The sequence below is a fragment of the Nitrosospira sp. Nsp14 genome (assembly GCF_900113575.1).
Classification (GTDB): Bacteria; Pseudomonadota; Gammaproteobacteria; order Burkholderiales; family Nitrosomonadaceae; genus Nitrosospira.
Genome location: NZ_FOPV01000021.1, coordinates 25,978 through 50,592, shown reverse-complemented (window position 1 = coordinate 50,592; position 24,615 = coordinate 25,978). Strand labels below are relative to the sequence as shown.

Genomic DNA, 24,615 nt, shown 5'->3' with positions numbered 1-24,615 from the left:
CCGGCTCAAGGATAAACGCAAAGCCGGGCATGTAAAGGTCAAGGCTTAGTAAAATTAAATGTCCGGGTGGGTCAGTTTTATTCCGGCCAAATAACCAAAAAGTGGGTCAGTTTTAAACCGGCGTTGACAACTAGCTATGTGCGCTGCCATGTTCACACATTGAACGTGATGCGCTAAAGGAACTGTTGCGCGGGCTCATCGAACGGATCACTTTAGATATTTCAGAGCTAGCCTGGTGGGCCTAGCGCATGATAAAGAGTTAGTCTTACATGCCTTTCGGCACACCTATGTTTCCACCCTGGCAAACACTGGTAGTGATTCTTTCCGTTTGCAAAAGGTCATGGGCCACAAAAGCATTCAATCGACTGAGCGATACATAAATGTGTCTGCCTCAGCCCTCAGGGGTCTATCAAGCATCATCGAAGAGCGCACCGACAAGTATCAGAAAGAGGTCACCGCTAAAGCCCAATCACCGGATACAGAAGAGTAGTACCGCCGCTTCCCTCAATACTTCCCGCTCCCTCTACTCCAGAGATAGGAGAAAGCAGAGATTGGGGCCAGAGACTAAGCCATATCTGGGTTCAAATCAAAGTAGAATTGTGCCAATACGGCGACTACATTCTGTAACTCAGATTCCGCTTCTTGCAGCGCCTCTAAATTCACATATATATATGGGTCTTCCGGAGGATTCATCTTCGATTTGATGCTAACAAGCGCGGCCTCCTCACCATAAGGCATCCATAGCCAGTGAACGTACGTATTGCGTAACTGGCTTAAGCTATCAAATTTGTTAAGCGCCCAAATCAATTCGTGTCTTTTCTCTACCTCATATTCAGGTCTCTGATCAAGCAGATTCTTGATGATAGTTGCCATGTCAGGTACTTTGAGACGTCCAAACTCAACGAGGATGGCGAACTCTTTTTCAGGTAGGCGTAAAAAATTAAAAAGTACGCTCTTAACTGCGAGTTCGGAATTAGTATAGGCCATCACCAATCTTCCTATTGCCGCGTGGTAGTCTGCCAAACGGGATTGGGATCGAGATTCTGTTGCCATATTAAATGTCCGAGGACAATAACTGATCGAGGGCGAGGTGTAAAAGCGACAGGAATCTACTCAAAGAAATCCTCATCAATCTTCTTTAGGTACAGCACTTCTTCATTTCTACAACCTATGTTGTATCTGATCATTAGTTGAGCTAACTGAATGCCATCAATGAGTACGATGCGCGAGTGGAGGTCACGAGCGGTCTGAATTGCAGACTGACTGAAAGCCGAGGTCGTAACGAAAATTCCCTTGTGGGCACGTTTGAGGCTCAGGGCTCCGTAAAAATCCCGTATAGTTCCTGCTCCAATATTATTCCCCTCTGCATAGCGTTTCGCCTGCAAGTAAACCTGATCCACCCCCAGAGGATCTTGATCAATAACGCCATCAATACCATCATCGCCACTCTGTCCTAGTGCTCGCCCCGCCTCTTTAGAAGTCCCCCCATATCCCATCGCTAGGAGAAGCGAAACAATCAATTTTTCAAAGAAAGCTGCGGGATTGTTCCGTACACGGTCCAGTAATTCGCTGGCGAGTGTAGCCGTAATCTTCCGGTGAGCCTCGCGTAGGGTTTCATCTGGCGTCGAAGGCTCAGCTAATGATTCCGAAAGTTCTAATAGAGAGGAAGTCAAACCGGCATCTGCTTCCCGGGTTCGGTTTTTAAAATCTTGGTAGCTCGGGAATTGCTCAAGAAATGCGTTATTGATTACGGTGGAAGTATTTGCAAGGGCAGCACGTCCCTTGTCAGTAATCACAAAATAGCCCCTGCGCGTACTGCTAACTAGTCCAGCCTGTTTGAGATAGCTCTTCGCCCAATGGACGCGATTAGTGAATCTTGTCTGTTTGCCACTGGGAAGAAGTTCGGCGCGCTCCTCGCCGGTTAACTTAAACCGGGCTGACAGTTTCTCAACGACGCTAACATTGGAATCTTCCCCGGTTGCGACGCACTCAAGCACAGGGCGCATTAATGTCTGATAATCCGGTATCATTTTTCTTCTCAATAGAAATTGTTTTAACTTCTTTACGGTTGGCCGCTTCAGAGGTTTACAGGTTTTAATCCTTCATACTTTAACCGCGCCATCTCTTCAGCTAATCGCGGCAACCAGGGACCCGAACCATAGGTACTTCCAACATTGCCTCCTGCGTGGCCGGTAAAGGCATCGTGTATTTCCTGATGGATGCCACTGTTCCGGCAAGCATCCTTAAATGAATGGCGAAAACTGTGAAACACCTTTCGCTCATCTTCAATGCGGATGACCTTCCGCGCGTACCGGCCCCACCATTTGGAAAAGTTTCCAGTCAACGACCTGTGGCTATCCACCCTTAGTGCTGGAAAAACCTTCTCCAGTTGTTGATGGGCGTACTCAACAAAACGAAGCCTCAGCAACTCGGGGTGAATAGGAATAATCCTTCTTGAATTATGTGTTTTTAAAGATGCACCCTCTGCCTCATCAGTAATACTGAGGAACCAGATACCGTCCGCAGCCATTAGGTGAGCCCTCTGCGTTGAAACTCTTGATCGAGCTTAAACGATTCGACGCGAGCGAGCCTATCTGCCTCTTTTCGGTCTTTGGTTTTAAGGCTGAAAACGATCTGAGATGAGGAGTAAAGACTTAGGAGGTCTTTAGGGATGCGCCTACGGAAATGATATGTTCCGTTACGGTTGAATACGTGGATTTGTGATGGCAAGTCCATACTCCAAGTGTAACAGTAGTGCGATACACTTGGAAATTGAACCTATTGATTTGGTTGAATATTACTTCTAATCAACCAGTTGAGGATGAACTGGCGTCCCCAAGGGGATTCGAACCCCTGTACTCACCGTGAAAGGGTGATGTCCTAGGCCACTAGACGATGGGGACTGAGGGGCTTTTGAGCGGTCTTCAGTCTGTTACTAGCCAGATTGCTGGTGGAGGTAAGCGGGATCGAACCGCTGACCTCTTGCATGCCATGCAAGCGCTCTCCCAGCTGAGCTATACCCCCGGCAAAATGAACGCGAATTATACTGAGCCGTCCTGTTCCAGTCAACGTAAAGCAGCACGACGGCATTAAAGCCCTACTCGACTCCGTTTAGGAAGTTTTCAAGCTGTTGATCCATGCGCTTGAGGGTTTCCTCTCTACCGAGCAATTCCAGCACTGCGTTAATGGAAGGCGTCTGGGTTTCACCCGTCACCATCACCCGTAGCGGCATGGCCACCTTGGGCAGCTTGATTCCGTATTCCTTGGCGCAACTTTTGATGGCTTCATGTATGGCGTGGCTCTCCCATTCGACCACCGCAAGCTTCTGCCGCAAATCGAAAATCACCGGCCTCGCCTCCGCGGAAAAATGCTGCGCCTTGAGTTCAGGGGAAGGCTCAAGTGAGCGATAGAAATAGACCGCAGCGTCGGCCAGCTCAGCCACCGTGTCGACACGTTCCTTGAGCAGGTTTGCCACGCTCGCCAGATTCGGCAGCCCTGGCGCGGCGCCAGGGTCGCAACCATCCGCCTCGAGAAACGGCTGCACCAGCGCTGCCAGCCGCCCATCGTCGGCGGCTTTAAGGTATTGCTGGTTGAGCCATTGCAGTTTTTCGGGGTTGAATTTTGCAGGCGAACGGTTGATGGCTGAAAGGTCGAACCACTCCACCAGCTGCTCCCGACTGAAAACTTCCTCATCGCCATGCGACCAGCCCAGACGCGCCAGATAATTGATCAGCGCCTCGGGCAGGTAGCCATCTTCGCGGTATTGCATCACCGAAACAGCGCCATGCCGCTTGGAAAGGCGCTCGCCATCCGCGCCCAGAATCATCGGCACATGCGCATACTGTGGCAATGGCGCGCCCAACGCCCTGAGGATATTAATCTGGCGTGGGGTGTTGTTGACGTGGTCGTCGCCCCGGATGACGTGAGTAATGTTCATGTCCAGATCGTCGATCACCACGCCGAAGTTATAGGTCGGCACCCCGTCGCCCCGCAACAGCACCAGATCGTCCAGCTCGCTGTTAGCCACTGCAATCTGACCCTTGACCAGGTCATTGAACGCGACGGTTCCATCCTGAGGGTTCTTCAGGCGCACCACGGGTTTCACACCGGGTGGCGGTGTTTTGGTCGAATTACGCCAGCGCCCGTCGTACCTGGGCTTGAGCCCTGCTGCGCGCTGCTGCTCGCGCATTTCATCCAGCTCTTCCCTGGTGCAATAGCAGTAATATGCATCACCGGAGCGCAGCAACCGGTCCGCAACTTCATGATAGCGGGCCAGCCGCTGCATCTGATAAAACGGCCCCTCGTCGTAATCGAGCCCCAGCCAGGCCATCCCGTCCAGAATGGCTTGCGTGGATTGCGCGGTCGAGCGTTCGAGATCGGTATCCTCTATTCGCAAAACAAACTTGCCGCCATGCCTGCGGGCATACGCCCAGGAAAAGAGCGCGGTTCTGGCCCCGCCGATGTGGAGATAGCCGGTTGGGCTGGGAGCGAAACGGGTACGAATCATAGCAGTGGTCGTAGAGAGAATAGCTTGCGATTGGCTGAGGTTTGGCTGACGGTTGAACTGGCGAACGCGCTATTTTACGCGAGGCAGCCACTTCCTGCCGGCTCATTCGCGTCATTTGAAAGCGGGAACAACAGAGGACACGGCTGCAGTCCAAGTGAGGCAACGTTTCCCACGCTCTGAGCCCACTGCACCGCCCTGCCTCCTCGCCTCCCTCCCTACTACGGCCTTTCATGTCGGCTGTTATAAGCCCCGTTCCCATTCGGGAGATTTATAACCGGCCGCATAGGGTGCATACTGTAGGGTGTGCTCTTCACATCATCTCGCCCGCGCGTCTTTCGTAGACAATTAATAGCAGGAGACAGCGATGCAGCTATTGTTAATTCTCGGCATTGCCCTCGCCATTGCCGCCGTGGCGTTCGCTCTGCAGAATAATTCAACCGTAACGGTAACCCTGGGCCTGTGGAGCTTCGACAGCTCGCTGGCCATGGTGCTGCTGCTTGCAACCGGCATTGGCGCCGTTATCGCAGTACTGCTGTCGTGGCCCAGCATGCTGAAGAGCATGTGGACGAGTTCCCGCTTGCGCCGCCACATCAGCAGGCTGGAGGCGGAGAAAGATACGCTGGAACGGCGCGTCGGGCAACTCGAAGCAGAGCTGGCGAGGGTGAGCCCCGAACCCATCCCGGAAGAGCCGCCGCGTTACCTGGGGCTAAAATCCATACTGATAGGCAGCGAGCCCGAAAAGCCGAGAGAATAAGCAGAGCCAGCGCAAACCAATATTGCAAGCAGCAACCCATGCGTTGACCGGAATCCGCCATTTATGCTCTAATTGCGCCTCCCTCAGCAGTTATCCATTCATTACGATAACGAACGCAGCGGGGCGGTTAACTCAGCGGTAGAGTGCCACCTTCACACGGTGGAAGCCACTGGTTCGATCCCAGTACCGCCCACCAAAAGATAGCCCAAGGAAATCCAACGGAGGCCACAAAACGACGCATACTGTTTGTGGCGTTTTTTCGTCCAGATAAAGCCAGCAGAAACGCTGGGTCATTACATTTATTCTTCTGTATTTCTTCCGCCGTTACTTTAACGTTTCGCTCTAACGAGCTTTCCCGCTGCTTGTTTATTCTCTTTTTTTCTTATCTTTTCTGACAACGCTAGGCTTCTCGTTACAATTCTCGGTTACGGCTAAATCGAGCCTGCCGTTTGACACCTTACACCCCCGCTTGGACGCCGACAAAGACCGCTCGCTTCTTTCCGCGGGGCGATTAGTTGACATAAGCGCTATCGATGAGGCAAGAAGAACGGGATGGTGGAGAAAAACCTTTTTCTAATGTAAGCATTGAATATCTTAACCGCTAGTCATCTTCAGCTATTTCAGGCGTAAGAAGTAAGGAACCTCACCCGGCGGTTGAACAGTCAAAGTCGCACTGACAAAAAAAGCTCGATTATTTTAAGGGGCCATCACATCCAATTAGCCACTAGACCAGTTTTGCCTAGCGCCCATACTTACCCCTTACTCGGACCACTTATAGCATCTGCTAACTGACCCCCAGTTCCCGAGCCTCGTACAGCATTGAGTTCTAAATTTTGCGCGATGCTTTCCGGCCCACTTATCATGGCATAAAAGAAGACGGCAAAATAACTTTTATCGACAATTGCATTCTGACGTGCGATTTCAGGCAGCATCTGCGCATGCAATGCTTGAAGATTATACCAAGGCACTGCGGGATACATATGGTGTCCGATGTGGTAATTAATATTGTTCCAGAACCAAGAATGTATCTGGTTACTAATAATAGTGCGCGTTCCCGCAAGCTGTCCAGAATTCCAGGGAGTTCCATAATGTTCTGCGACAAAACGAACGCTATTAAAAAATCCGAAAAATATGAGCGGCCAAAACCAGATCTCAAAAACTTCAGATGCAATTCCTTGTCTGGAAGCCCAGTTGAAAACAGTCACCACAACAATTACGTGAAATGTAATTTCGCTCCAATGAATCAGCGCCTTCTTACCCCTGAATTTTTGTAATGGGAAAATAAAAATAAACTGAATCGCGGTGAGAAATACCCCGAACATGGCATACGCGTAAAAAAGGATATGGTCGCCGATTCCACGTTTACCCATGGTGAATGCATCTGGATCTTTTGCAGAGCGATTATGGCGATGATGCAGGAGGTGATCTTCCTTGAAGCAAATAAATGAAATAAGCATAGGCGCTATCGCGAAAACGCCAAATGCCCAGTTTTTCCACTTTTCCTTAAATAGGACGCTGTGGGTGCAATCATGCATAAAGGTCATAATGCCCATCTGCATGTAGCCCATGGCAAGGTAACAGAGCCAAGTGATGGCCAAATAAGGGGAGTTCCAGGCGATGGCTCCTAATCCAATCCAAATTCCGTAAAACACAGGAATTTTTAGGTTGGGTTGCCACCGATGACGGTAGAGTTTTTTCAGTTCAGCGGAATCAATTGGACCTGCCATAGCTTGAATTCGATACTCTTTAAGAAATACCGATCAAATAAGCTCTTGGCGGCAAATCCAGAGTTGAATGAATTTCCAGAATTTTAATTTCCATAATTTAACGGTAGGGTCATCTTTTTAACAAATTATCGTTTTACATGTTGCTGCGTTTAAAACTGACCATCTGTACCGTTTGAAAATTGACCGGGTGTGATAGCAGGGTGAGCGCCCTCCCCCTAGTCTACCAGACTGGGATGGCTTGCACCTTCTTTTGATGTTGGTGAGCATAATATGGATAAGAATCAGCTGATTTCTCCGCTTCTGAGAGCGTTTCTCCTTCTCCCGATCCTCGATGCGAGCCTTGACGATTGCGCTGATCGGCATGAAGCGGAATGGGTGGATCAGCAGGCGGTGGTCGCCGATAAATCCAACGACGGCCATGCAACGACGTAAACATGCCTTTGACCGCTACTCGCCATTCACTATCTTGAAGTGCTGTGGCGTTCGAGAGGCGGATATTGCACGTTGAATTTCTGGTTAAGAATTCAGGCGAGCGGAGATAGGCGGACACGGCTATACGCGCGTGGCAAGCGGAAGATATTCATTCGTACTTATCCACGGGTGAACCGGCCAACGCTATCCGCTTCTGTAATGTCCGGCATGGCGCTAGGGGTGTCCTTCCCCGCCCGAGGCACCGTACACCTGTCCGGTTGCGTAGCTTGATTCCTGCGACGCAAGAAAGACATACAGGGGACCCAGTTCCGCCGGTTGGCCGGGCCGGCCAAGTGGGACATCGTTGCCGAACCTGCTGAGATCTGCCCATCCAGTCGTTTGCATCGGAGTCCAGAATGGTCCCGGCGCCACCGCGTTTACTCGTATACCCTGCGCGGCCACCTGCTTCGCCAGCGACTTTGTGAAAGCAATGCTGCACGCCTTAGTCTGCGCGTAATCGATAAACGCGTCGGATGGAGTGTAAGCCTCGATGGAACTGGTGTTGATAATGGCCGCGCCTGGCTTGAGGTGCGGCATGGCGGCCCTGGTGATCCAGAACATCGCATAAACGTTGCATTTGAATATCGAGTCGAACTGCTCGGTCGTGAGATTGACAATCGAGGGCTGCGCGGCCTGCATGGCCGCATTGTTGACAAGGATGTCCAGCCCGTCCAGATCCCGTACGGCTTTGGCAACGAGCCTGGAGCAGAAATCCTCGTCCCGGATATCGCCGGGGATCGTAACCGCCTTACGCCCTTCCGCCCGGATCAGTTCCACAACCTCCCGAGCGTCGGGCTCCTCAACAGGGAGATAGTTGATCGCGACATCGGCGCCCTCACGCGCAAAGGCGATGACGGCGGCGCGGCCAATGCCGGAATCGCCGCCGGTTACCAGCGCCTTTCTACCCATCAGCCGCCCCGAGCCCTTGTAGGTTGTTTCGCCATGATCCGGCCGCGGCACCATCCTGCTCGCAAGGCCGGGCGGCTCCTGTTTCTGCGGGGGAAAGGGGGTAGCTGGATATTGTGTCCTGGGATCCCGTTTAACGGACTGGCCGGGTCCTTGCAGCGAACCGGCGGGATGGCTTTGTTGCTGGCCTTGCTGCCCCAGGGCCGGGGGGACGAATGCCGCGGCAAGGCCGGCGGTCATGCCGCCAACGAACTGACGTCGTGAGGCAAGGGGATCATTTTTTAATTTCATGCTCTGCTCCTACAAAAAAATTGCTAAAAGTGATCAGTGTGGATCGATAAATCCATCCAAACATAGTAATCAAGCCGGAAGCGCAGTTGGAAGCCGCCTCGCTGTGAACCGATGTACGAACAGGGCCACGAGAACAAGCAATAATTGTCCCCGTGCGGGAAACGTATGATTTCGCTTTTCATTTATCTCATCCGTGCGTTAAGGTACATTAGGCGCAAGCTTGTACTAGGGACAGACCTCGTTTTTTGAGGGCATGTACGGGCAGTTTCAGAAGATGGGAAAAACGGTGGTCTGTCACCCATCACTGATTTCCCTGGCGCCCCGGAAGACATCCGGCAGCGCCTGCCAGATCGAGGAAATACTTGTAATGCTACGTCTCCCTTTCCAGATCTGCTTTTTTTCCAACTGCAAGCCCCTGAAAATCGCGCACCTGCTGGGACAGCTCTTATCTTTTACTCCAACTCTTTAGAGCTACAAGCGGCAATGCGAAGGAACGACAAGCTGAATAAGAGCCCAGCCAAAACATGGTTGTTTTCATCGCGTTGGCGATCTCACTCTCATGCTTGGCCACTCGGGAAAAAAAACTTCCGAAAGTGATCAAGAACTCGATTGGGATGAAGTTGGTTCCGGTGCCGGCATGTGACTCCAAGATGGGCCGTGACGCGCTGTCCGAAACATTTGCCGTCGCGTATCCATGGATCCGAAGCACCCGTTGTCCGAACTTAATCGAGGTCGGGTATACTTCCAAATTATGACCAACGAAGCCGACCAGACATCGCCTACGTTCAACCGCTATTCCTGGCTGTACCGTCCACCCACCCTCCATTCATCACGAAAAGTGCAAGCGCCAAGAATCTTCCCGTGTTTCCTGCTCATGCTTGGCAGCCTGCTCGCCTTTGCCTTCCCCGTTGGCGCGGCGTCAAACGACCACACTACGATCGAGTTCAAACAGGGAGACAAGGTGGTCAAGGTCCTCTCGCTGGATGCCATACGTGCCATCACACCGGGGGTTTCACTGAAGATTTTTGAACCGCACGAAAACAGGGAACGGATCTACCAGGCACTTCCGGCCCGCCCTGTGCTGGATAACATCTTCGGCAAAGAATGGGAACAGGCGCGGGAAATTGTCTTCACCTCCATCGACGGTTTCCAGCCAAGCATACCGGTGGAGAAGTTCCTCGCCCATCCCGCCTACTTCGCCTTCGCAAGCCCGGACAATGCCCCCTTTACGACGACGAACCCGGTGCAGAACAACGAAGTCGTACAGCTCGGGCCGCTCTACCTGGTGTGGGATAACTTGAATTCGAAGGAGCTTCTGGCGTCCGGCGATTCCGATTTCCCTTACCAGGTCATGCGCATCACCGTCAGACACGATGCGCCATTCCCGAACATTTTGCCCCCACCCAACGCCTCCGCCGAGGTGAAACGCGGGTACACGCACTTTCGGCAACATTGCGTCGCCTGCCACACGATCAACGGCGAAGGCGGCGGCAAGGCGCCGGAACTCAACTATCCGACCAGCGTGGTGGAGTACATCAAGCCGGAATATCTCCGGCGCTGGATCATGAGCCCGCAGAGCATCCGCTACAACGCGCGGATGCCTGCCCTTCCCCGGGGAATTCCCAACGCCGAGCAAGTCACGGAAGAACTGATCAGTTATCTTAAAGTGATGAGCATCATGAAGCGCGACCCGGCGCGGCCTTAGCCTCAGGTGGCTTCCTGGCGAGACGCATGCTCCCGGCCCGCCGCAAGCGTAACGGCATTTTTCTATCTGAGGATAATACGTCGCAGCACAACCGCGTTGTTGTGCTGCTCGTCGTGCGCGGAATACACCAGCGTAACGAGGCTCTTGCGCGCCAGCGCGCGCAGTTGCTTCAATTCCTCCGGGTGCTGACTCACCTCCGCCTCATAGCGTGCGCAAAACTCCTCCCAGCGTGCGGGGTCGTGCCCGAACCACTTGCGTAAAGCAACGCTGGGCGCCAGCTCTTTTTCCCACAGATCCAGTGCGGCATCCGCCTTTTTGACTCCACGCGGCCACAGCCTGTCAACCAGGATCCGTATCCCATCCGTGGACTCGGGGGGGTCATACGCTCGTTTCAGCTTGATATTGGTCGCTTTGATTGTGCTCATGGCCAGCTTCTTCTCCGTGATGAGCCGTATTTATTAGTGGGTTCCTGCCACCGCCAACCGATTTTCTTCTTGCGAACAGGGCGCAAAGAACATAGCCCGGCTGTAACACGAGTTTTGCCGTCCAGCCCGTTTCGTTTGTGCCTTGGCGAACGGAACTCAAACACGTGTAGAGGTAAGGTTATCTCCTAAAGACGCTTTCTATAAATTTAATTTGTTTCATTCCCTATGGAGAATGCCATGAACAACGTGATCTATATCGTCGGCCTGATTGTTATTGTCCTGGCCATCCTTAAGTTTGCCGGGATCGTCTGAAAAACACATCGTTCCCCGGTACAACACGATCTTGCCGGAAACCATGTTCCCTCAACATAGGCGTGGTATGGGGTGGCGGCATTATGTGACCAAGCTGCTGCAAAAATAATTCATTTAGCCGCTGCCGGCCCCCACCACACACCGGCAGGATGGAAAATAACGCTTCGCTCCCCTCCTGGGCTCCAGGACAGGAACCGCGGCCTCTGCATCAACGGCCTATCTCTTTCGCCAGTTCCCGGAGCTGATCCAGAATAACTTTCTTCTGTTCGCCTAATTCGGCATAGCGCCCGTAAAGGCGGTCGAGGTCGCGGGTATGCTGGTTAAAGCGTTCCTTCCGTTCCCGTTGCTGTGCGATGCTTTCGTCATAACTTATCGGGGGCATGTCCTTTACCCCTCCCATCCCCTGTACCAGGGGATTACTGTCCTGTATCTCATTGCGGCGCAGCTCCTGCAACATCTGAAACTGCTGGTATACCGACTGCTGCTCCTGACTCACGTGGTTCAACGCCATCTCCAGCTGCGTAATGCGCGGGTCCACCTTGCGCTCCGTGCTCGGTGCGCCCTGAGCCATGAGCATGCCGGTCAGGCAGCAACTGAAGACAAATACAGCAAGCATGGCTGGTTTCACGGCTCGTCCCCACATGAGCGTTGTATCGCAAACTTCACATCATCCATTCCCAAGTCGTATCATCACATACCACGCCACACAGATAAACACCTTTGCAGATAAACACCTTTTGCCGGACTGCGCTGGCCACGTCCCAACGTTTAGATTCCGCGCAGGCCTTTTGAACCAACCTCAAGCCTCGCCACTCGAACGAGACTGCCGACGCGCTCGACTAGCCGCTCTCTGTTTTACCCAGGGCAAATCATGTCAAAATCCGATCCCAACCATCTTAACGATCCGAACGATCCTTACGATCCCTACCCTGACGCTGAACCGCAGTTCGCGCAGCCACCGCTTAAGGCAAAGAAAGGACGTGGCGCGGTATCAAATCTGCAGGGCCGTTATGAAGTCCTGACGCGCGAGCATATAGACGACGGCTGGTCCGGTGCACACATGGACGCAAACACGGACGCAAACATGGACGATGATCCGGCAAGCCCGGAAACTGCTGCTCAGACCGGTGAGCAGCCCGGAACCGGACCGGACACGGACGGCGCATCAACATGGAAGACGCTGGTGATTGAGGAACACGCCAAGAGTATCCTGAGCCGCAACCGGTCTCCCGACGTGCCCTTCACAATATCGCTCAATCCCTACCGGGGCTGCGAGCACGGGTGTATTTATTGTTTCGCGCGTCCCACGCACAGTTATCTCGGGCTCTCGCCTGGGCTGGATTTCGAGAGCAAGATTTTCGCCAAGGTGAACGCGCCCGAATTGCTCCGGCAGGAGTTGGCAAAAGCCTCTCATGTGCCGGAGCCAATCGCCCTTGGCGTCAATACCGATGCGTATCAGCCGTGCGAACGCGAGCTGCGGCTGACACGGCGGTTGCTTGAAGTACTCAACGAATGCCAGCACCCGGTGGCGCTGATCACGAAATCGTCCCTCATTGAACGCGACATCGATCTGCTGGCGGAAATGGCTTCGCGGCGGCTGGCAATGGCCGCAGTGACGTTGACCACGCTCGACTCGCAGGTGGCGCGTACCCTGGAACCCCGCGCGACCGCTCCGATGCGGCGCTTGCGAACCATCCGCGCCTTGACCGATGCGGGCATCCCCGTTGGCGTCAGCATTGCGCCGGTGATCCCTTTCGTGACCGAGCCGGACCTCGAACGCATACTGGCGGCGGCGGTGGAAGCCGGCGCGGTCAATGCGGGGTACGTAACGCTGCGCCTGCCGTGGGAAGTGAGTCCGCTATTCCGGCAATGGCTGGAGGCGCATTTTCCGGATCGCGCCGCTCGGGTGATGAACCGGGTGCGCGACATCCACGGCGGCAAGGACTACGACTCAAGCTTCGGCAAACGCATGCATGGGGAAGGAATCTGGGCCGATCTGATTCGGCAGCGCTTCGAGAAAACCGTCGCCCGTCTCGGCATCGGCGTCCGTTCTGGCCGCTTCCAAGGCTTGGATACCTCCCTTTTCCGGCGCCCTTCAACACCTGTCGCGCCTCAGCGAACCAAGCTTGAACTAAAGAAAAAATCCGGGGAGAAGCCCAACCCTGGGGGACAGTTCGAGCTGTTTTAATCGACGCGTCCCGTCGATCCCTTAGAAGCGGCCGCCTGAGCCGCAGGCTTCCCGCTGGAACACTTCCCCACCGAAATAACGGAATCGGTCTCCTGCTGCCGCGCACATAGCATGCGGCAGGGGCAAGGGGCACTATGCGAGCCTCGCCTCCACTTCTACGCTCTGCTCGGCAGCGTCTGCCGTTTCGGCGAGTTCCAGCTGTCTCCACAGGCACTTTCCCTTGCTTTCTTTCTCGATCATCTCCAGTTGCCGGGTGTGAGCTTCCAATTCATCCGTGGTCGCAGGCAGCACGATCAAATGCAACTCATGCAGATTGGTCGCGAAGTCTATATCGGTCGCGGCCTCCAGTTCCATCAGCAGGCTTTCCTGTCCGCGCGTCATGGCCAGATAAACCTCCGCCAGCAACTCCGCATCCAGCAGCGCGCCGTGCAGCGTGCGGCTTGAATTATCCACCTCATACCGTTCACAGAGCGCATCCAGGTTGTTCCTCTTACCCGGATAAAGCTCTTTCGCCATCTTCAGCGTGTCGGTAACCGAATGGCAGCAATCGCTCAGCGGTGACCATGCGGCCAGCCCGAGTTCATGGTCGAGGAAGGCGACGTCGAAGGGTGCGTTGTGCATGATCAGCTCGGCCCCTTCGAGGAACTCGATCAGCTCGTGGACAATATCGACGAACTTGCGCTTGTCCTGAAGAAATTCGTTATCGATACCATGAACATTTAAGGCGCCCTCGTCGATCTCCCGCTCGGGGTTCAGATAATAGTGAAGGCGCCGTCCCGTCAGCCTGCGGCTTTTCATCTCCACCGCCGCAATTTCGATAATACGATGGCCGAGCTTGGGTTCAAGGCCGGTTGTTTCCGTGTCGATAAAAATCTGTCGCATCTATTCGCTTCCTGTCTTCCGCTACCGGGCGCTGGTCGCTCTGCCTGGCGGTTCCTTAACGCTGCTGCGTCGCTTTGGGCGCTGAATTTCCCGCAACGCGCCAGTCCCGCGGTGGGATTAAAGATTCTCGAGCACGGACTGGACGCCTTTGTTTGCCAGCATGTCCGCCTGCTCGTTGCCGTCGTGGCCGGAATGGCCGCGCACCCACAGCCATTCTATTTTATGCCGCTGTGCCAGGCGATCCAGTTCTTTCCACAGGTCGTCGTTTTTGACCGGTTTTTTATCCGCCGTTCGCCAGTCGCGCTTTTTCCATGAATGAATCCATTCGCTGATGCCCTTCTGCACATAAATGGAATCGGTGTGCAACCGCACCTCGCAAGACTTCGTCAGCGCTTCCAGCGCGCGAATGACGGCAAGCAGTTCCATACGGTTGTTGGTGGTCAGTTTTTCGCCGCCGCACAGTTCGCGCGTATGACCATTGTAGCGCAGAAGCGCACCCCAACCCCCCACCCCGGGATTGCCCTTGCAGGCGCCATCGGTGAATATCTCCACTATTCCAGCGCGCGTCGCGTTCACTCCTTGTAGTGCGTCCCCGTCTTGCAGCGCGCAGCCCTGCGGGGCTCTTTCCCCGTCGCCTGGCCTGTGAGCGTCTGCGCCACCGGCGCCATGGCTCTTCTTCGCGCGCGAACTTCCTTCCACTCGGGCTTGATCACCCGCATACCGTGCACGCGCTTGACCGCCGTCAGAAAATATACCCCGCCCGAAGACCGCCACCAGCGATCGCCCGCGGCCTCCATGAATTTGAATCGCTTCAGCCATTTCTCCTGGCTGAAGGGTGGCGCGTAGCAACACAAACGGTCCTCGGTAATTTCGAAATCAAGCAGCGTCAACCAGTCCTTGAGCCTGGGCCGCGCGATGAAGTTGCCTTGCCAGGGATAATCATCATCCCTCAAGGAAGCGAAAAGCCCGCGCACGCCCCACAGGCTGCGCGGATTGAAGCCGCAAACGATCGCATGGCCTTCGGGCACCAATACCCTGTGCACCTCGCGCAGGATCTGGTGCGGATTGGCGCTGAACTCGAGTATATGAGGCAACAGCACCAGATCGATGCTATTCGATTCGATCGGCAGAAAATCGGGCGCCGCCCGCACCTTCCCCCCTTTTTCCACCGATACGCAGAACTGGAGCGGCATGCGATTGGTACGCAGGAAATCGTATTGTGGAAAACCGATCTGCATGGCGTGATAGCCAAAAACATTCGCCACGGCCCTGTCAAAATGATTTTGCTCCCTCTCCAGCAAATACTGGCCCAAACAGGTTTCAAACCATTCCAGTTTTCTATTGATTGACATATAGTAATAATGCGGAGCTGACAGAAGCGGCAAAATTCATCCAGACCATACGCAAAACGCCCGATTCATCTGTTGATATCCACAGAACGGGAGAATGTTCGTCACGTTCGACGTCATGCCCGATTTACCGGGTTTGACCTGTCCATGTCCAAACCGACCTGGATCCACTGATTCCACTCACTGGCCATTAGCCCTTTACTTATGACGCCCTACATCATCCCGCTGCGCGCCTTGAAGGACAATTATATCTGGGTTATCCGGGATCATTGCCATGCAGCGGTGGTTGATCCGGGAGAGGCAGCCCCCGTGCTGGATTACCTGCGGCGCGAGAATCTGAAGCTCATCGCGATTCTCAATACGCATCACCACAACGATCACATGGGGGGCAATGCAGCGCTGCTGCGCGAATTTAGTGTGCCTGTCTACGGCCCCGCCAAGGAATCTGTTTCCACCGTCACCCGTCCTCTGAAAGAATGCGCTGAAAAGGAAAACGAGGAAGGCATCGTGTACCTGGCGGAATTTTCGCTCAGCCTCAGGGTGCTGGACATTCCCGGCCATACCGCCGGCCATATCGCCTATTATGGCGCAAACATGTTATTTTGTGGTGACACCCTTTTCGCGTGCGGCTGTGGTCGATTGTTTGAGGGTACGGCGCCGCAAATGGTTCAGTCCCTGGAAAAACTCTCCGACTTGCCCAACGGAACCCTGGTCTACTGCGGCCATGAATACACACTCGACAATATTCGCTTTGCCCGCGTGGTCGAGCCAGGTAGCGAGGCTTTGATCGAACGTGAAAAAACGGTTGAGCACCTGCGCAGGCAAAATGCTCCCACCCTGCCTTCGACAATTGAGCTGGAAAAAGCCACTAATCCCTTTTTGCGCTGCGGCCAGCCGGAAATCATTCGAAACGCGAGTAAACAGGCGGGCAGGGAGTTATCCGACCCCGTCAGCGTATTCGCCGCTCTCCGGGAATGGAAGAACAGCTTCTAAGCCGGGCTGCAAAAAAACCAATAGCTCACTGAATGTTGGCGCGCTTGCATTGTCACACGATTGTGCTTTACTTCAACAAGACCTGAAAGAAGTACTGACCAGCCGAGGAAAGCAACCCGATCGCTACGGTTGAGGAAGTTGTGATAAGTGCCGTGGTGCTCACATGCCGCCACCGGTACAACCGTACCCTAGCCGTGAACGATAGCGGCGCTGCCATGGGAGGAACGATATGAATCCGTTTGAACAGTTGTTGCAATGCGGCCAATCCGTCTGGCTGGACTCCATCAGCCGCGATCTCATCAATAACGGCGAATTGCAGCGCTTGGTGAATGAAGACAAGCTGCGCGGCGTTACCAGCAATCCCACTATTTTCGAACAGGCGATGGCGCACGGCGAAAGCTACGATTTTGCCATGCGCCAGCTGTTGCGGTCGAATAGGCAATTGAGCGACAAGGATTTGTTCGAAGCGCTTGCGTTCGAGGACATTCGCATGGCGGCGGATGTGCTGCGACCTGTGTATGATGCAACGCAAGGGGGCGACGGCTATGTAAGCCTTGAAGTTTCGCCGCATCTCGCCAACGACATGGAAAGAACCGTGGCAGACGTGCATCGGCTGTGGAACGCGGTGCAGCGTCCTAACCTGATGATCAAGATACCCGCTACCCCGGCGGGCATTCCCGCGATCGCGCAGTGCATCGCTGCGGGCATGAATATCAATGTGACCCTGATGTTTTCACTGCAAAATTACGCCGACGTCTCGCAAGCCTACATACGCGGCCTCGGCCATCGGGCTGAAACGGCGCCCGATTCAAGTGCCCCATGGCCGGTTTCGGTTGCGTCCTTCTTTGTCAGCCGCGTGGATACCGCGGTTGACCCATTGCTGGAAAAAATAGGCTCGACCGAGGCGCTCAACTTGCGCGGAAAAATCGCCATCGCCAACGCCAAGCTTGCTTATCAGCGATTCCATGAAACATTCCACGGCGAGCCGTTCGCCTCCCTGCGGGCCCAAGGTGCGCCGGTGCAACGCCCGCTTTGGGGCAGCACCGGCACAAAAAATCCCGCGTACTCGGACGTTATGTACGTCGAGGAGCTTATCGGGCCCGAAACCGTCAATACGCTTCCACCAAAAACGCTCGCGGCATTTCGCGACCACGGCCGCGCACGCGAGACCCTGCAGGAAGGGGTCGAGCAGGCCGAAGCGGATATCGCGCAGCTGCGAGAACTGGGGATAGACCTGGATGCGGTGACGCGCAAGCTTCAGGAAGACGGCGTGGCCGCTTTTGCCGCCTCGTACGACAAACTGCTGGCTGCGCTGAACGGCAAGCGGCAGAGCATCGCGGCCTAACGTCGGTTCGTCGGACAGCATCTGTTCATCAAATCAAAAAGGGGGAAGCGATGGAGCTCGGAATGATCGGTCTGGGACGCATGGGCGGCCCGATGGCGCAACGATTGACGCGCGGGGGACACCGGGTCGCCGGTCTCGCCCGCAACCCGGATGCGCTGCGGCAGCTGGAGGAAATGAACATCGTATCGGCGGCGTCGTTTGACGAGCTCGTCAATTCGCTGAAACCACCGCGCATTGTTTGGCTCATGATTCCCGCCGGTGCGCCGGTGGATGAGAACATAGCCGGGCTGTTGCCGCTGCTCGAACCCGACGACGTCATCGTAGACGGAGGCAATTCAAACTACAAAGACACCCAGCGCCGGGCCCAGAGGCTGAAAGCGAACCGCATCCATTATGTCGATGCGGGCACCAGCGGGGGTGTCTGGGGCCTGCAAAATGGCTACAGCATCATGGTGGGCGGTGATGAGGAAGTCGTCGCGCGGCTGCGTCCCATCTTCGAAACCCTTGCTCCGGCTGCGGATAAAGGCTGGGGCCGGGTTGGCCCCCATGGCGCCGGCCATTTCACCAAAATGGTCCACAACGGCATCGAGTACGGCATGATGCAAGCCTATGGGGAAGGCTTCGCAATCATGCGTCACAAAACTGAATTCAGCCTGGACCTGCATCAGGTGGCTGAAATCTGGCGCGACGGCAGCGTCGTGCAATCGTGGCTGCTCGATCTGACCTCGGCTGCACTGGCAAAAAACCCACAACTTGACGGCATCGCTCCCTACGTGTCGGATTCAGGCGAGGGCCGGTGGACCGTTGCCGAGGCCATCGATCTTGACGTCGCCGCGCCCGTGATCACGCTGGCGCTATTGCAACGGCTGCAATCGCGCGATCCCGAGTCCTTCTCGAACAAGCTTCTATCCGCCATGCGGAACCAGTTCGGCGGGCACGAGATGAAAAAGGAATAAGCTGGATATGACCTTAAAACCCGCGATCATCTTGCCGGGGTGGTTTGGTACTTTTTTGAGCGCCGCATTCTCCATCCTATAAGCCCGAGACCTGCTAAAAACATCGCGTAGGTTTCTGGTTCTGGAACCACCTGAACAGCAAATGAAAAGACGAGATCAAAAGCGAAAGCTTCATCCGCGGATCTATGCTGAAAGTAGCTTCAGCATAGGTATGAGTGGAATAAATGCCGAGAACAATTAGGGCAACGCTTGTATTTTTCAAACATGAAAACATTCACCTCCCCAGCACTACGTCTTGCTTAATTGCATTTATCGCTTGGTTAGTATCAGCATTCATGTTCCATTCTCCTTATTCTTATTACAGGATGACCAATTCGGGGACAATCGCAGGATGTGTCCGCAACGAAGTTATGGCATACATAATCATAATAGGCGAAGAGATGGGAAATCCAATCTCAGAACTAGGCTTCTTCAAAGTAGTGAATTACGCGCGGAACTATCTTCCCTCGTGCTTTGGAACAGGATTGATAGCTATTGCACAACATAGAATTAAAATGCACGGATACTCTCGCTTTGTTTTGCCGCTAAAAATACTTTAGACATGCGCAACTTGACAAAAGACGCTCCTTCCTATATTCTCACCGCTCCGTTGTAGCCATTTCCCGAATAACTTCCCTAAATCACGGTCACCGGCCGATTTCCCCGGTGCCAGTTCCAGTTTGATCTCTGTCCGAGAGGCCCGACATGAATCTCCCCAGATTTGCTGCAACTCTCTCCCTGCTCGCCGTTTTTGCCGCTTCCAGTCCATTCGCAGGCGCAGTGGAAGATCTTGATATCGAGGCAGCCGTCAAAAGCGCCAAAACAAGAAGCGACCATGAGACGATAGCAAAATATTATGAAGGCGCAGCCAAAGAGGCTCGGACTAAGGCCGAAGAGCAGCAATCATTACTTGAGGAATACGAAAGCAAGAGCTATCTTTACGGCAGGAACGCTGAAGATATGAAAGCCCGCGCCAGCGCAGCCCTGCGGAAATACGAGAAAGCTGCGCAAGCCAGCAGCAAAGAGGCGGCCCTGCATCGGCAGACGGCGGCACAGCTCGACGACAGCTCTGGCGAACCCGGTGCCAAACCCTTTAGCGTTGCGAATGAGCCATCCCGCCACCACTAGCGCGCCGCAGTAACGCCTGAAGCAATCAAACGACGACACGGGAAAATAGGAGGACAGTTTAGGCTGTCCTCCTATTTTTTCGCTTGAAAACAACCACCCCGCCGTTATTGCCGATCCTTCTCTATACTATACTTTAAACATGACTAAGTTGACAAAGGGTGCGTGTTCGTGTATAGTTCACACCATGGTAGCTCGAAAAGACAGAGAGAACAGACACGCAGCAGATTTCGTCAGAGAAACCATTAGTCAGAGAGGTGTGATCATGAAAGCCGGAAAAATTGTCACCCGCATATCGTTGTTCAGCCTGTTGGCTGCGCTGGGTTGGTCCGCATTCGCCTTTGACGTCGATTCCGCTATTCAGAATGCCGCAACTGCGCACGACCATGAGGTGGTGGCAAAGTACTATCAGGATGTCGCCAAGGAGATGCAGGCAAAAAAACAGGAACAGAAACAGTTGCTGGAGGAGTATGAAAACCATAGTTATCTCTATGGCAGACAAGCTCAGGATTTGCAGGCGCATACCGAGGCCTTGGCACGCAAGTATGAGAAAGAAGCAAAAGCCAGCATGAAAGAAGCGGAGTTGCACCACCAGATGGCCTTGCAACTTGAGGAAACAAACCCTTCGGGGCAACGGCTAAGCGCCAGATAACTGGCATTAGAATGCATTTTGCCTCATACTGTCTAAGGCGGCATACAGCGTTAATCTGTAGGTCGCCTTAGCAAGCAGATCCTAATCAGCAAACCCGAGTTAGCAAACGTCGAGCAAGAGTCGGCACCTGACGCTTGCGCCCGCAATCCATTCCAAGCGAAGCAGAATATGGCGAGGACACCCTCCATATGATTAAGGCGCGAAGAAGGACCTTCAACATTCTAACGTTTTCCGTCGGGGTGACGCTGGTCGCTGCACTCCCCTTCTCAACCGTGGTTGCGAAGGACGCCCGCGCACGTACCGCTAACTCGGCTGTCCTTGCCCAAAACAGCGCCGAAGCCGTGTCGCCCACGGAATTTGAAGCTGAGTCCAGCAAGAATCATGAGACCGTAGCCAAGTATTACGAAGATTCAGCCGCGGAGATGCGGGCAAAGGCGCAGGAACAAAAGCTGTTACTGGATCAATACGAGGACAAAAGCTACCTTTACGGCAAAAAAGCCCAGGACCTTCAAGCGCACACGACAGCATTGATACGCAGGTATGAGCAGGCCGCTGAGGCTGACGCAAAAAAAGCGGATACGCATCGAAAAATCGCCTCACGGCTCAAGGATAACTTGGCTGGGCAATCAAAACCCAACACTATGAATTCATCCCGCCGGTAGCGGCTTGTCACTGTACCGAGGCCTTATACGCTTATACGGCTTGGGAATATCGCAGCAGCAACCCCGTGTTATATTTGCAGATTCTCTCGCGTGGCCGCGGCTGATGAGCGGCGGCGAACGCGGATGTAACAGCGTTGCTCGCCGCAATTCCGTTTCTGACTCTGAGCACGCGTCCCGCCTCGTGCGTTGTATTGTCCCGTGCTTTTCGTGCATCTTCCCACATGAGTCGGCTGGCGCTTTAAGCGTGCCGGTGCGAGCCACCCTCCCAGCTGGCCTCTATACCGAGGCTGGCTGCGCGATGACCAACCGCAGCGATGGCTGCGCTGAGTTGCGAGGTTTTACTTGTTGTCCGGCCTTGCGGTATCATGCCCCGGCTGCGGCCGGTTGATTCGCAGAGCGGACGCGCGACCAACCTGCCCAGGCGCTACTTCGAAATAACATAACAAGGTCAATTAAAACCCATGAACTCACCCCAATCGGAAAAATGCCGCTGGCATGGTTATGACAATCTTCAGGCGCTGCAGGATGCTGCGGTAGCTGCCATTCTTGATAGCGCAGCTCGTTCCATCGAGGAACGCGGCCGTTTTCTTCTGGTGCTCTCCGGCGGCGAAACGCCACGTGAAATTTACCAGCGATTACGGGATGCGCCGACCGACTGGTCGCTCTGGCATATCTATTTCAGTGACGAGCGTTGCATGCCCCCATCCGAAGAAGAACTGAACGCGCGCATGGCCGGGGAAGCATGGCTCGACCACGTGCCTATTCCTCGCGCACAAATCCACGAGATCCCGAATAGCCCTCGCGCAGATATAGCCGCCGATGCCTATGCGCAAACCCTGAGTTCCGTTGGCGTGTTCGATTTAACGCTGCTTGGGCTCGGAAAGGATGGACACACCGCGAGCCTCTTCGCGCGCAACGAATGGGGAGTGGAGCCGGGTTCCCCCGATACGCTGGCGGTATTCAACGCGCCCATACGGGTGCCCCAGCGCATTTCGCTCAGCGCGGCGCGACTCAACCGCTCGCGCCAGATCATATTCCTGGTGAGCGGGGAATCGAAGCGGCAGGCGGTAGCAAGATGGCGTGCTGGCGAACATATCCCTGCAACGGCCATCACAGGCGAATCGGGGGTTGATGTGCTGGTGGAATCGAGCCTGTTGCAGCCGGCAAACGGGTAAAACTAAAACAATGGGGAAATGAACGGAAAAAGCAGGGGGAAATACGCGGAGAAACCAGCTCAGGAATTAAACGGAAAACAATAAAAAAAAGGAGTAGAACCTACTCCTTTTTCGAAGAGAATTTGAACCGGCATAAATCTCCGCCGTGGGCCATGCACTCATCGTGATCGACCTTGCTATCGGTAAACGTCTCCATTAAACCCTTGTCCAGGTGGCAGATCTCCCTGTCTTTTACCGCCATCCTGTGAAATACGCAGTTATCCGCTTCAATGACCGTCTCGCCGTTGGGCATGGTGACCGTTTTTGCGTTGTAGCCAAGCTGGTCCATTACCTCAGCCAGCTTATCAACCTTCTCCTCATGCGTCTTGAGCTCAGGATATTGGCTGCGTATCTGCTGCGCCACGCCCACGCCGATGTCGTTCAAGCGCTTGCCCATGTTTTCGGAGCCTTCCTCCTGCTGCACCGACGCCACCACCAGCTGCGCAAGCCATGAATACTGGCGCGGAAAGCTTTCTTTACCTAGATCGGTCAGGACATAGAGTTGCTGTGGCCGCCCACCGCCGGACGGACGCGTGTTCCCAGCCGCTACCAATCCTGCCCCTTCGAGCGAGGCAAGATGCTGCCTGACCGCGTTACGTGTGATTTCGAGGCCTTTCGAAAGCTCATCCACGCTCATGCCCGGCCTTTTTCCTCGCAGCAGCTTGAGCAGCTGCTTTTGCCGCTCTCCCATCGTATTAAGCATTTCGCTATCCCTCCTCTCCCTATCAGATTAGAACACGAAAGTTTTCATTATAGAACCATTTACCTGCTTGCCATCAATTCTTTAGACACTTTTCCCAGACGATAGTTGACATATAGTCATAAATCCTAAATATTTTCGTTCCGCAGACAGTTTGCGATACGCCTGGCACCAAGTCCGATTGTATGGCTGCTCGCCTTAGCTCATATTATTCTAGCGGCACTGCTATTTATTTCCTTCAAGTCTAATCGATTCTAAAGGAAAGGCCCCGGTGAAAACAAGGAAATTCGCGCGGTTTTGCCCCATTTCACGCGCTTCCCCGCAGCGCGGGCGAGCCGGAGAGTGTCTCGCATCGCCCATTTCACAAAACTCCGCAAGATGGGACACATCGGGGTCCGGGGTACGCTGACGAGTATGGGAAGCCTCTCGAGGGAAAAGGCGAGACAAAAACATGGCAGACAGACGAGCAAAAAGACGAGCAAACGAAATGGATTTGGCAGTGCCCGGAAAAATGGGATTCTACGGACGTCAGTCTCGGAACTTGAAGTCCTGGTTGATCACCTGAGCGGGGAAAGGATTTGGGGGAAGAAGCGGGAAGAAGGAGCGGGAGGAAGGATAAGTTCGAATTTCAATCCCGCCATGCGGGAAACGTGGGCAAGCGCTGGAAAAACGCCATATCATGGTTGGGCCATAGTTGGGCCCTTTCCCTGGCCGCAAGGGACTTGAGTTTGCGGATACTATCCAATGCCAGTGCCTGGTTATCCTGCCAGCAACTCCCGGGCGCAATTTCCTCGGCCAGATTCTCGCTCAAGTCGGCCGCATCCCCGCACAGGATGACGGGGAGCCCTTTTTGCAATTCAATAAACAGCGACATATGTCCGGCCGTGTGGCCTGGACTGGCGATCGCGTGGATACCCGGCGCCAGCGTATATTCATCGGATGCGAGCCGCCAGCTGCCCGCATCAACAAGCTCATCGGCAAACACGCTTCCGTCCCGGCTGGTCCGGGCCGCGGCCAGTTCATCCGCATGGACATGCACTTCGCAGCCCGGAAAATCGCAAACCCCACCTACATGATCGAAATGCAGATGACCGATGAACACGACGTCAATATCGGTTGATCCCAGCCCCAGCCGCGCCAGATAGCGCAGGATACGCTGCTCATCGTGCATCACGGGCGGCTCAACCGTGGGGCGCATGGGGTCGAAATATGCTGCACGCAAAGCGGGATCGGCAACCTTGCGGTAGTCGCAACCCACATCATATAGAATCCGGCCATTCGCAGTCTCGATCAGATAGGCGAGGATCGGCGCATCGATGAATTCGCCGTGACCACGGTTATGGGTCGAAAGCGTTTTTTCGTAGCGTATCGTCCCTGTCAGAAGCGGCCAGACCTTCAATCCCCTGGACATG

The 24,615-nt window shown here is 54.3% G+C and carries 27 protein-coding genes, 3 tRNA genes and 1 pseudogene; 13 read left to right on the top strand and 18 right to left on the bottom strand.

Going from position 1 to position 24,615, the window contains the following annotated elements; translation table 11 throughout:
* Nucleotides 1-217: 217 nt before the first annotated feature.
* Nucleotides 218-490, top strand: a pseudogene (locus BM022_RS16475) (tyrosine-type recombinase/integrase); the annotation flags it as partial.
* 74 nt (nt 491-564) lie between these two features.
* Here the strand turns inward: BM022_RS16475 and BM022_RS13040 are convergent.
* The 7 genes from BM022_RS13040 to gltX all read right to left on the bottom strand — a co-directional run bounded on the left by BM022_RS13040 (nt 565) and on the right by gltX (nt 4,507).
* Complete coding sequence (locus BM022_RS13040; protein ID WP_143079583.1) at nt 565-1,053, bottom strand: hypothetical protein; 489 nt, start codon at nt 1,051-1,053, stop codon at nt 565-567.
* 56 nt (nt 1,054-1,109) lie between these two features.
* Nucleotides 1,110-2,042 (bottom strand): restriction endonuclease, encoded by a 933-nt coding sequence (locus BM022_RS13035; protein ID WP_218146885.1) that lies wholly within the window; start codon nt 2,040-2,042, stop codon nt 1,110-1,112.
* Between the two features lie 35 nt (nt 2,043-2,077).
* On the bottom strand, nt 2,078-2,530 hold the full coding sequence (locus tag BM022_RS13030) for a site-specific integrase (RefSeq protein WP_091139964.1): 453 nt from the start codon (nt 2,528-2,530) through the stop codon (nt 2,078-2,080).
* The gene (locus BM022_RS16470; protein ID WP_371264337.1) at nt 2,530-2,736 is read right to left on the bottom strand and encodes a DUF6538 domain-containing protein; all 207 of its coding nucleotides are present in this window, start codon (nt 2,734-2,736) and stop codon (nt 2,530-2,532) included. The genes BM022_RS13030 and BM022_RS16470 overlap by 1 nt, the downstream gene beginning before the upstream one ends.
* Before the next feature lie 91 nt (nt 2,737-2,827).
* Nucleotides 2,828-2,903: transfer RNA gene (locus BM022_RS13025), tRNA-Glu, on the bottom strand.
* Nucleotides 2,904-2,948: 45 nt separating this feature from the next.
* Nucleotides 2,949-3,024: transfer RNA gene (locus tag BM022_RS13020), tRNA-Ala, on the bottom strand.
* 73 nt (nt 3,025-3,097) lie between these two features.
* Nucleotides 3,098-4,507 (bottom strand): glutamate--tRNA ligase, encoded by a 1,410-nt coding sequence (gene gltX / locus BM022_RS13015; RefSeq protein ID WP_091139962.1) that lies wholly within the window; start codon nt 4,505-4,507, stop codon nt 3,098-3,100.
* 364 nt (nt 4,508-4,871) lie between these two features.
* Here gltX and BM022_RS13010 point away from each other — a divergent pair, with 364 nt between their 5' ends.
* Entirely contained in the window at nt 4,872-5,261 is a 390-nt protein-coding gene (locus tag BM022_RS13010; protein WP_091139959.1) for a LapA family protein, read from the top strand.
* 121 nt (nt 5,262-5,382) lie between these two features.
* Nucleotides 5,383-5,457: transfer RNA gene (locus BM022_RS13005), tRNA-Val, on the top strand.
* Between the two features lie 556 nt (nt 5,458-6,013).
* Here BM022_RS13005 and BM022_RS13000 read toward each other — a convergent pair.
* Entirely contained in the window at nt 6,014-6,988 is a 975-nt protein-coding gene (locus BM022_RS13000; protein ID WP_091139958.1) for a fatty acid desaturase family protein, read from the bottom strand.
* Between the two features lie 270 nt (nt 6,989-7,258).
* On the opposite strand from BM022_RS13000, the gene BM022_RS15595 reads away from it, so the two are divergent.
* Entirely contained in the window at nt 7,259-7,420 is a 162-nt protein-coding gene (locus tag BM022_RS15595; RefSeq protein WP_177191726.1) for a hypothetical protein, read from the top strand.
* A gap of 213 nt (nt 7,421-7,633) precedes the next feature.
* On the opposite strand, the gene BM022_RS12995 is transcribed toward BM022_RS15595, so the two are convergent.
* Nucleotides 7,634-8,656 carry an SDR family oxidoreductase gene (locus BM022_RS12995; RefSeq protein ID WP_091139955.1) on the bottom strand — a complete coding sequence of 341 codons (1,023 nt, stop codon included), beginning with the start codon at nt 8,654-8,656 and terminating at the stop codon, nt 7,634-7,636.
* A 751-nt stretch (nt 8,657-9,407) separates the two neighbouring features.
* Between BM022_RS12995 and BM022_RS12985 the strand changes: the two genes are divergently transcribed.
* Entirely contained in the window at nt 9,408-10,361 is a 954-nt protein-coding gene (locus tag BM022_RS12985; RefSeq protein ID WP_256209171.1) for a c-type cytochrome, read from the top strand.
* A gap of 62 nt (nt 10,362-10,423) precedes the next feature.
* Here the strand turns inward: BM022_RS12985 and BM022_RS12980 are convergent, their stop codons facing one another.
* The 3 genes from BM022_RS12980 to BM022_RS12975 form a co-directional block, all read right to left on the bottom strand.
* Complete coding sequence (locus BM022_RS12980) at nt 10,424-10,786, bottom strand: DUF488 domain-containing protein (RefSeq protein ID WP_091139950.1); 363 nt, start codon at nt 10,784-10,786, stop codon at nt 10,424-10,426.
* Between the two features lie 216 nt (nt 10,787-11,002).
* Entirely contained in the window at nt 11,003-11,143 is a 141-nt protein-coding gene (locus BM022_RS15590) for a hypothetical protein (protein WP_177191725.1), read from the bottom strand.
* A 163-nt stretch (nt 11,144-11,306) separates the two neighbouring features.
* Nucleotides 11,307-11,726, bottom strand: a complete 420-nt coding sequence (locus BM022_RS12975) for a hypothetical protein (RefSeq protein WP_177191724.1) — start codon at nt 11,724-11,726, stop codon at nt 11,307-11,309.
* A gap of 243 nt (nt 11,727-11,969) precedes the next feature.
* Here BM022_RS12975 and BM022_RS12970 point away from each other — a divergent pair, with 243 nt between their 5' ends.
* Complete coding sequence (locus BM022_RS12970; protein WP_091139948.1) at nt 11,970-13,286, top strand: PA0069 family radical SAM protein; 1,317 nt, start codon at nt 11,970-11,972, stop codon at nt 13,284-13,286.
* 132 nt (nt 13,287-13,418) lie between these two features.
* On the opposite strand, the gene dnaQ is transcribed toward BM022_RS12970, so the two are convergent.
* From dnaQ to BM022_RS12955, 3 genes are all read right to left on the bottom strand, one after another.
* The gene (dnaQ, locus tag BM022_RS12965; RefSeq protein ID WP_091139946.1) at nt 13,419-14,168 is read right to left on the bottom strand and encodes a DNA polymerase III subunit epsilon; all 750 of its coding nucleotides are present in this window, start codon (nt 14,166-14,168) and stop codon (nt 13,419-13,421) included.
* 117 nt (nt 14,169-14,285) lie between these two features.
* On the bottom strand, nt 14,286-14,744 hold the full coding sequence (gene rnhA, locus BM022_RS12960; RefSeq protein ID WP_177191723.1) for a ribonuclease HI: 459 nt from the start codon (nt 14,742-14,744) through the stop codon (nt 14,286-14,288).
* Nucleotides 14,741-15,520 (bottom strand): class I SAM-dependent methyltransferase, encoded by a 780-nt coding sequence (locus tag BM022_RS12955; RefSeq protein ID WP_091139978.1) that lies wholly within the window; start codon nt 15,518-15,520, stop codon nt 14,741-14,743. Before BM022_RS12955 ends, rnhA begins: the two co-directional genes overlap by 4 nt.
* Before the next feature lie 201 nt (nt 15,521-15,721).
* Here BM022_RS12955 and gloB point away from each other — a divergent pair, with 201 nt between their 5' ends.
* The 3 genes from gloB (at nt 15,722) to gnd (ending at nt 18,811) form a co-directional block, all read left to right on the top strand.
* A complete protein-coding gene (gloB, locus tag BM022_RS12950; protein ID WP_091139942.1) occupies nt 15,722-16,510 on the top strand; it encodes a hydroxyacylglutathione hydrolase in 789 nt (262 codons plus the stop codon).
* Nucleotides 16,511-16,739: 229 nt separating this feature from the next.
* Entirely contained in the window at nt 16,740-17,855 is a 1,116-nt protein-coding gene (gene tal, locus BM022_RS12945) for a transaldolase (protein ID WP_091139938.1), read from the top strand.
* A gap of 50 nt (nt 17,856-17,905) precedes the next feature.
* Nucleotides 17,906-18,811 carry a phosphogluconate dehydrogenase (NAD(+)-dependent, decarboxylating) gene (gnd, locus tag BM022_RS12940; RefSeq protein WP_091139936.1) on the top strand — a complete coding sequence of 302 codons (906 nt, stop codon included), beginning with the start codon at nt 17,906-17,908 and terminating at the stop codon, nt 18,809-18,811.
* Between the two features lie 26 nt (nt 18,812-18,837).
* Here gnd and BM022_RS12935 read toward each other — a convergent pair whose 3' ends face one another.
* Nucleotides 18,838-18,942, bottom strand: a complete 105-nt coding sequence (locus BM022_RS12935) for a PEP-CTERM sorting domain-containing protein (protein WP_091139934.1) — start codon at nt 18,940-18,942, stop codon at nt 18,838-18,840.
* 613 nt (nt 18,943-19,555) lie between these two features.
* Between BM022_RS12935 and BM022_RS12930 the strand changes: the two genes are divergently transcribed.
* The 4 genes from BM022_RS12930 to pgl all read left to right on the top strand — a co-directional run bounded on the left by BM022_RS12930 (nt 19,556) and on the right by pgl (nt 22,464).
* On the top strand, nt 19,556-19,978 hold the full coding sequence (locus tag BM022_RS12930) for a hypothetical protein (RefSeq protein WP_091139931.1): 423 nt from the start codon (nt 19,556-19,558) through the stop codon (nt 19,976-19,978).
* Between the two features lie 262 nt (nt 19,979-20,240).
* Nucleotides 20,241-20,627 (top strand): hypothetical protein, encoded by a 387-nt coding sequence (locus BM022_RS12925; RefSeq protein WP_091139929.1) that lies wholly within the window; start codon nt 20,241-20,243, stop codon nt 20,625-20,627.
* Between the two features lie 188 nt (nt 20,628-20,815).
* Nucleotides 20,816-21,289, top strand: coding sequence for a hypothetical protein (locus BM022_RS12920; protein WP_091139927.1), 474 nt, complete (start codon nt 20,816-20,818; stop codon nt 21,287-21,289).
* A 461-nt stretch (nt 21,290-21,750) separates the two neighbouring features.
* Entirely contained in the window at nt 21,751-22,464 is a 714-nt protein-coding gene (gene pgl, locus BM022_RS12910) for a 6-phosphogluconolactonase (protein WP_091139923.1), read from the top strand.
* Between the two features lie 100 nt (nt 22,465-22,564).
* Here pgl and BM022_RS12905 read toward each other — a convergent pair whose 3' ends face one another.
* Nucleotides 22,565-23,206: a helix-turn-helix transcriptional regulator gene (locus BM022_RS12905; RefSeq protein WP_091139921.1), complete on the bottom strand. Its 642-nt coding sequence runs from the start codon at nt 23,204-23,206 to the stop codon at nt 22,565-22,567.
* Nucleotides 23,207-23,831: 625 nt separating this feature from the next.
* Nucleotides 23,832-24,614, bottom strand: coding sequence for an N-acyl homoserine lactonase family protein (locus tag BM022_RS12900; protein WP_091139976.1), 783 nt, complete (start codon nt 24,612-24,614; stop codon nt 23,832-23,834).
* Nucleotide 24,615: the final 1 nt, after the last annotated feature.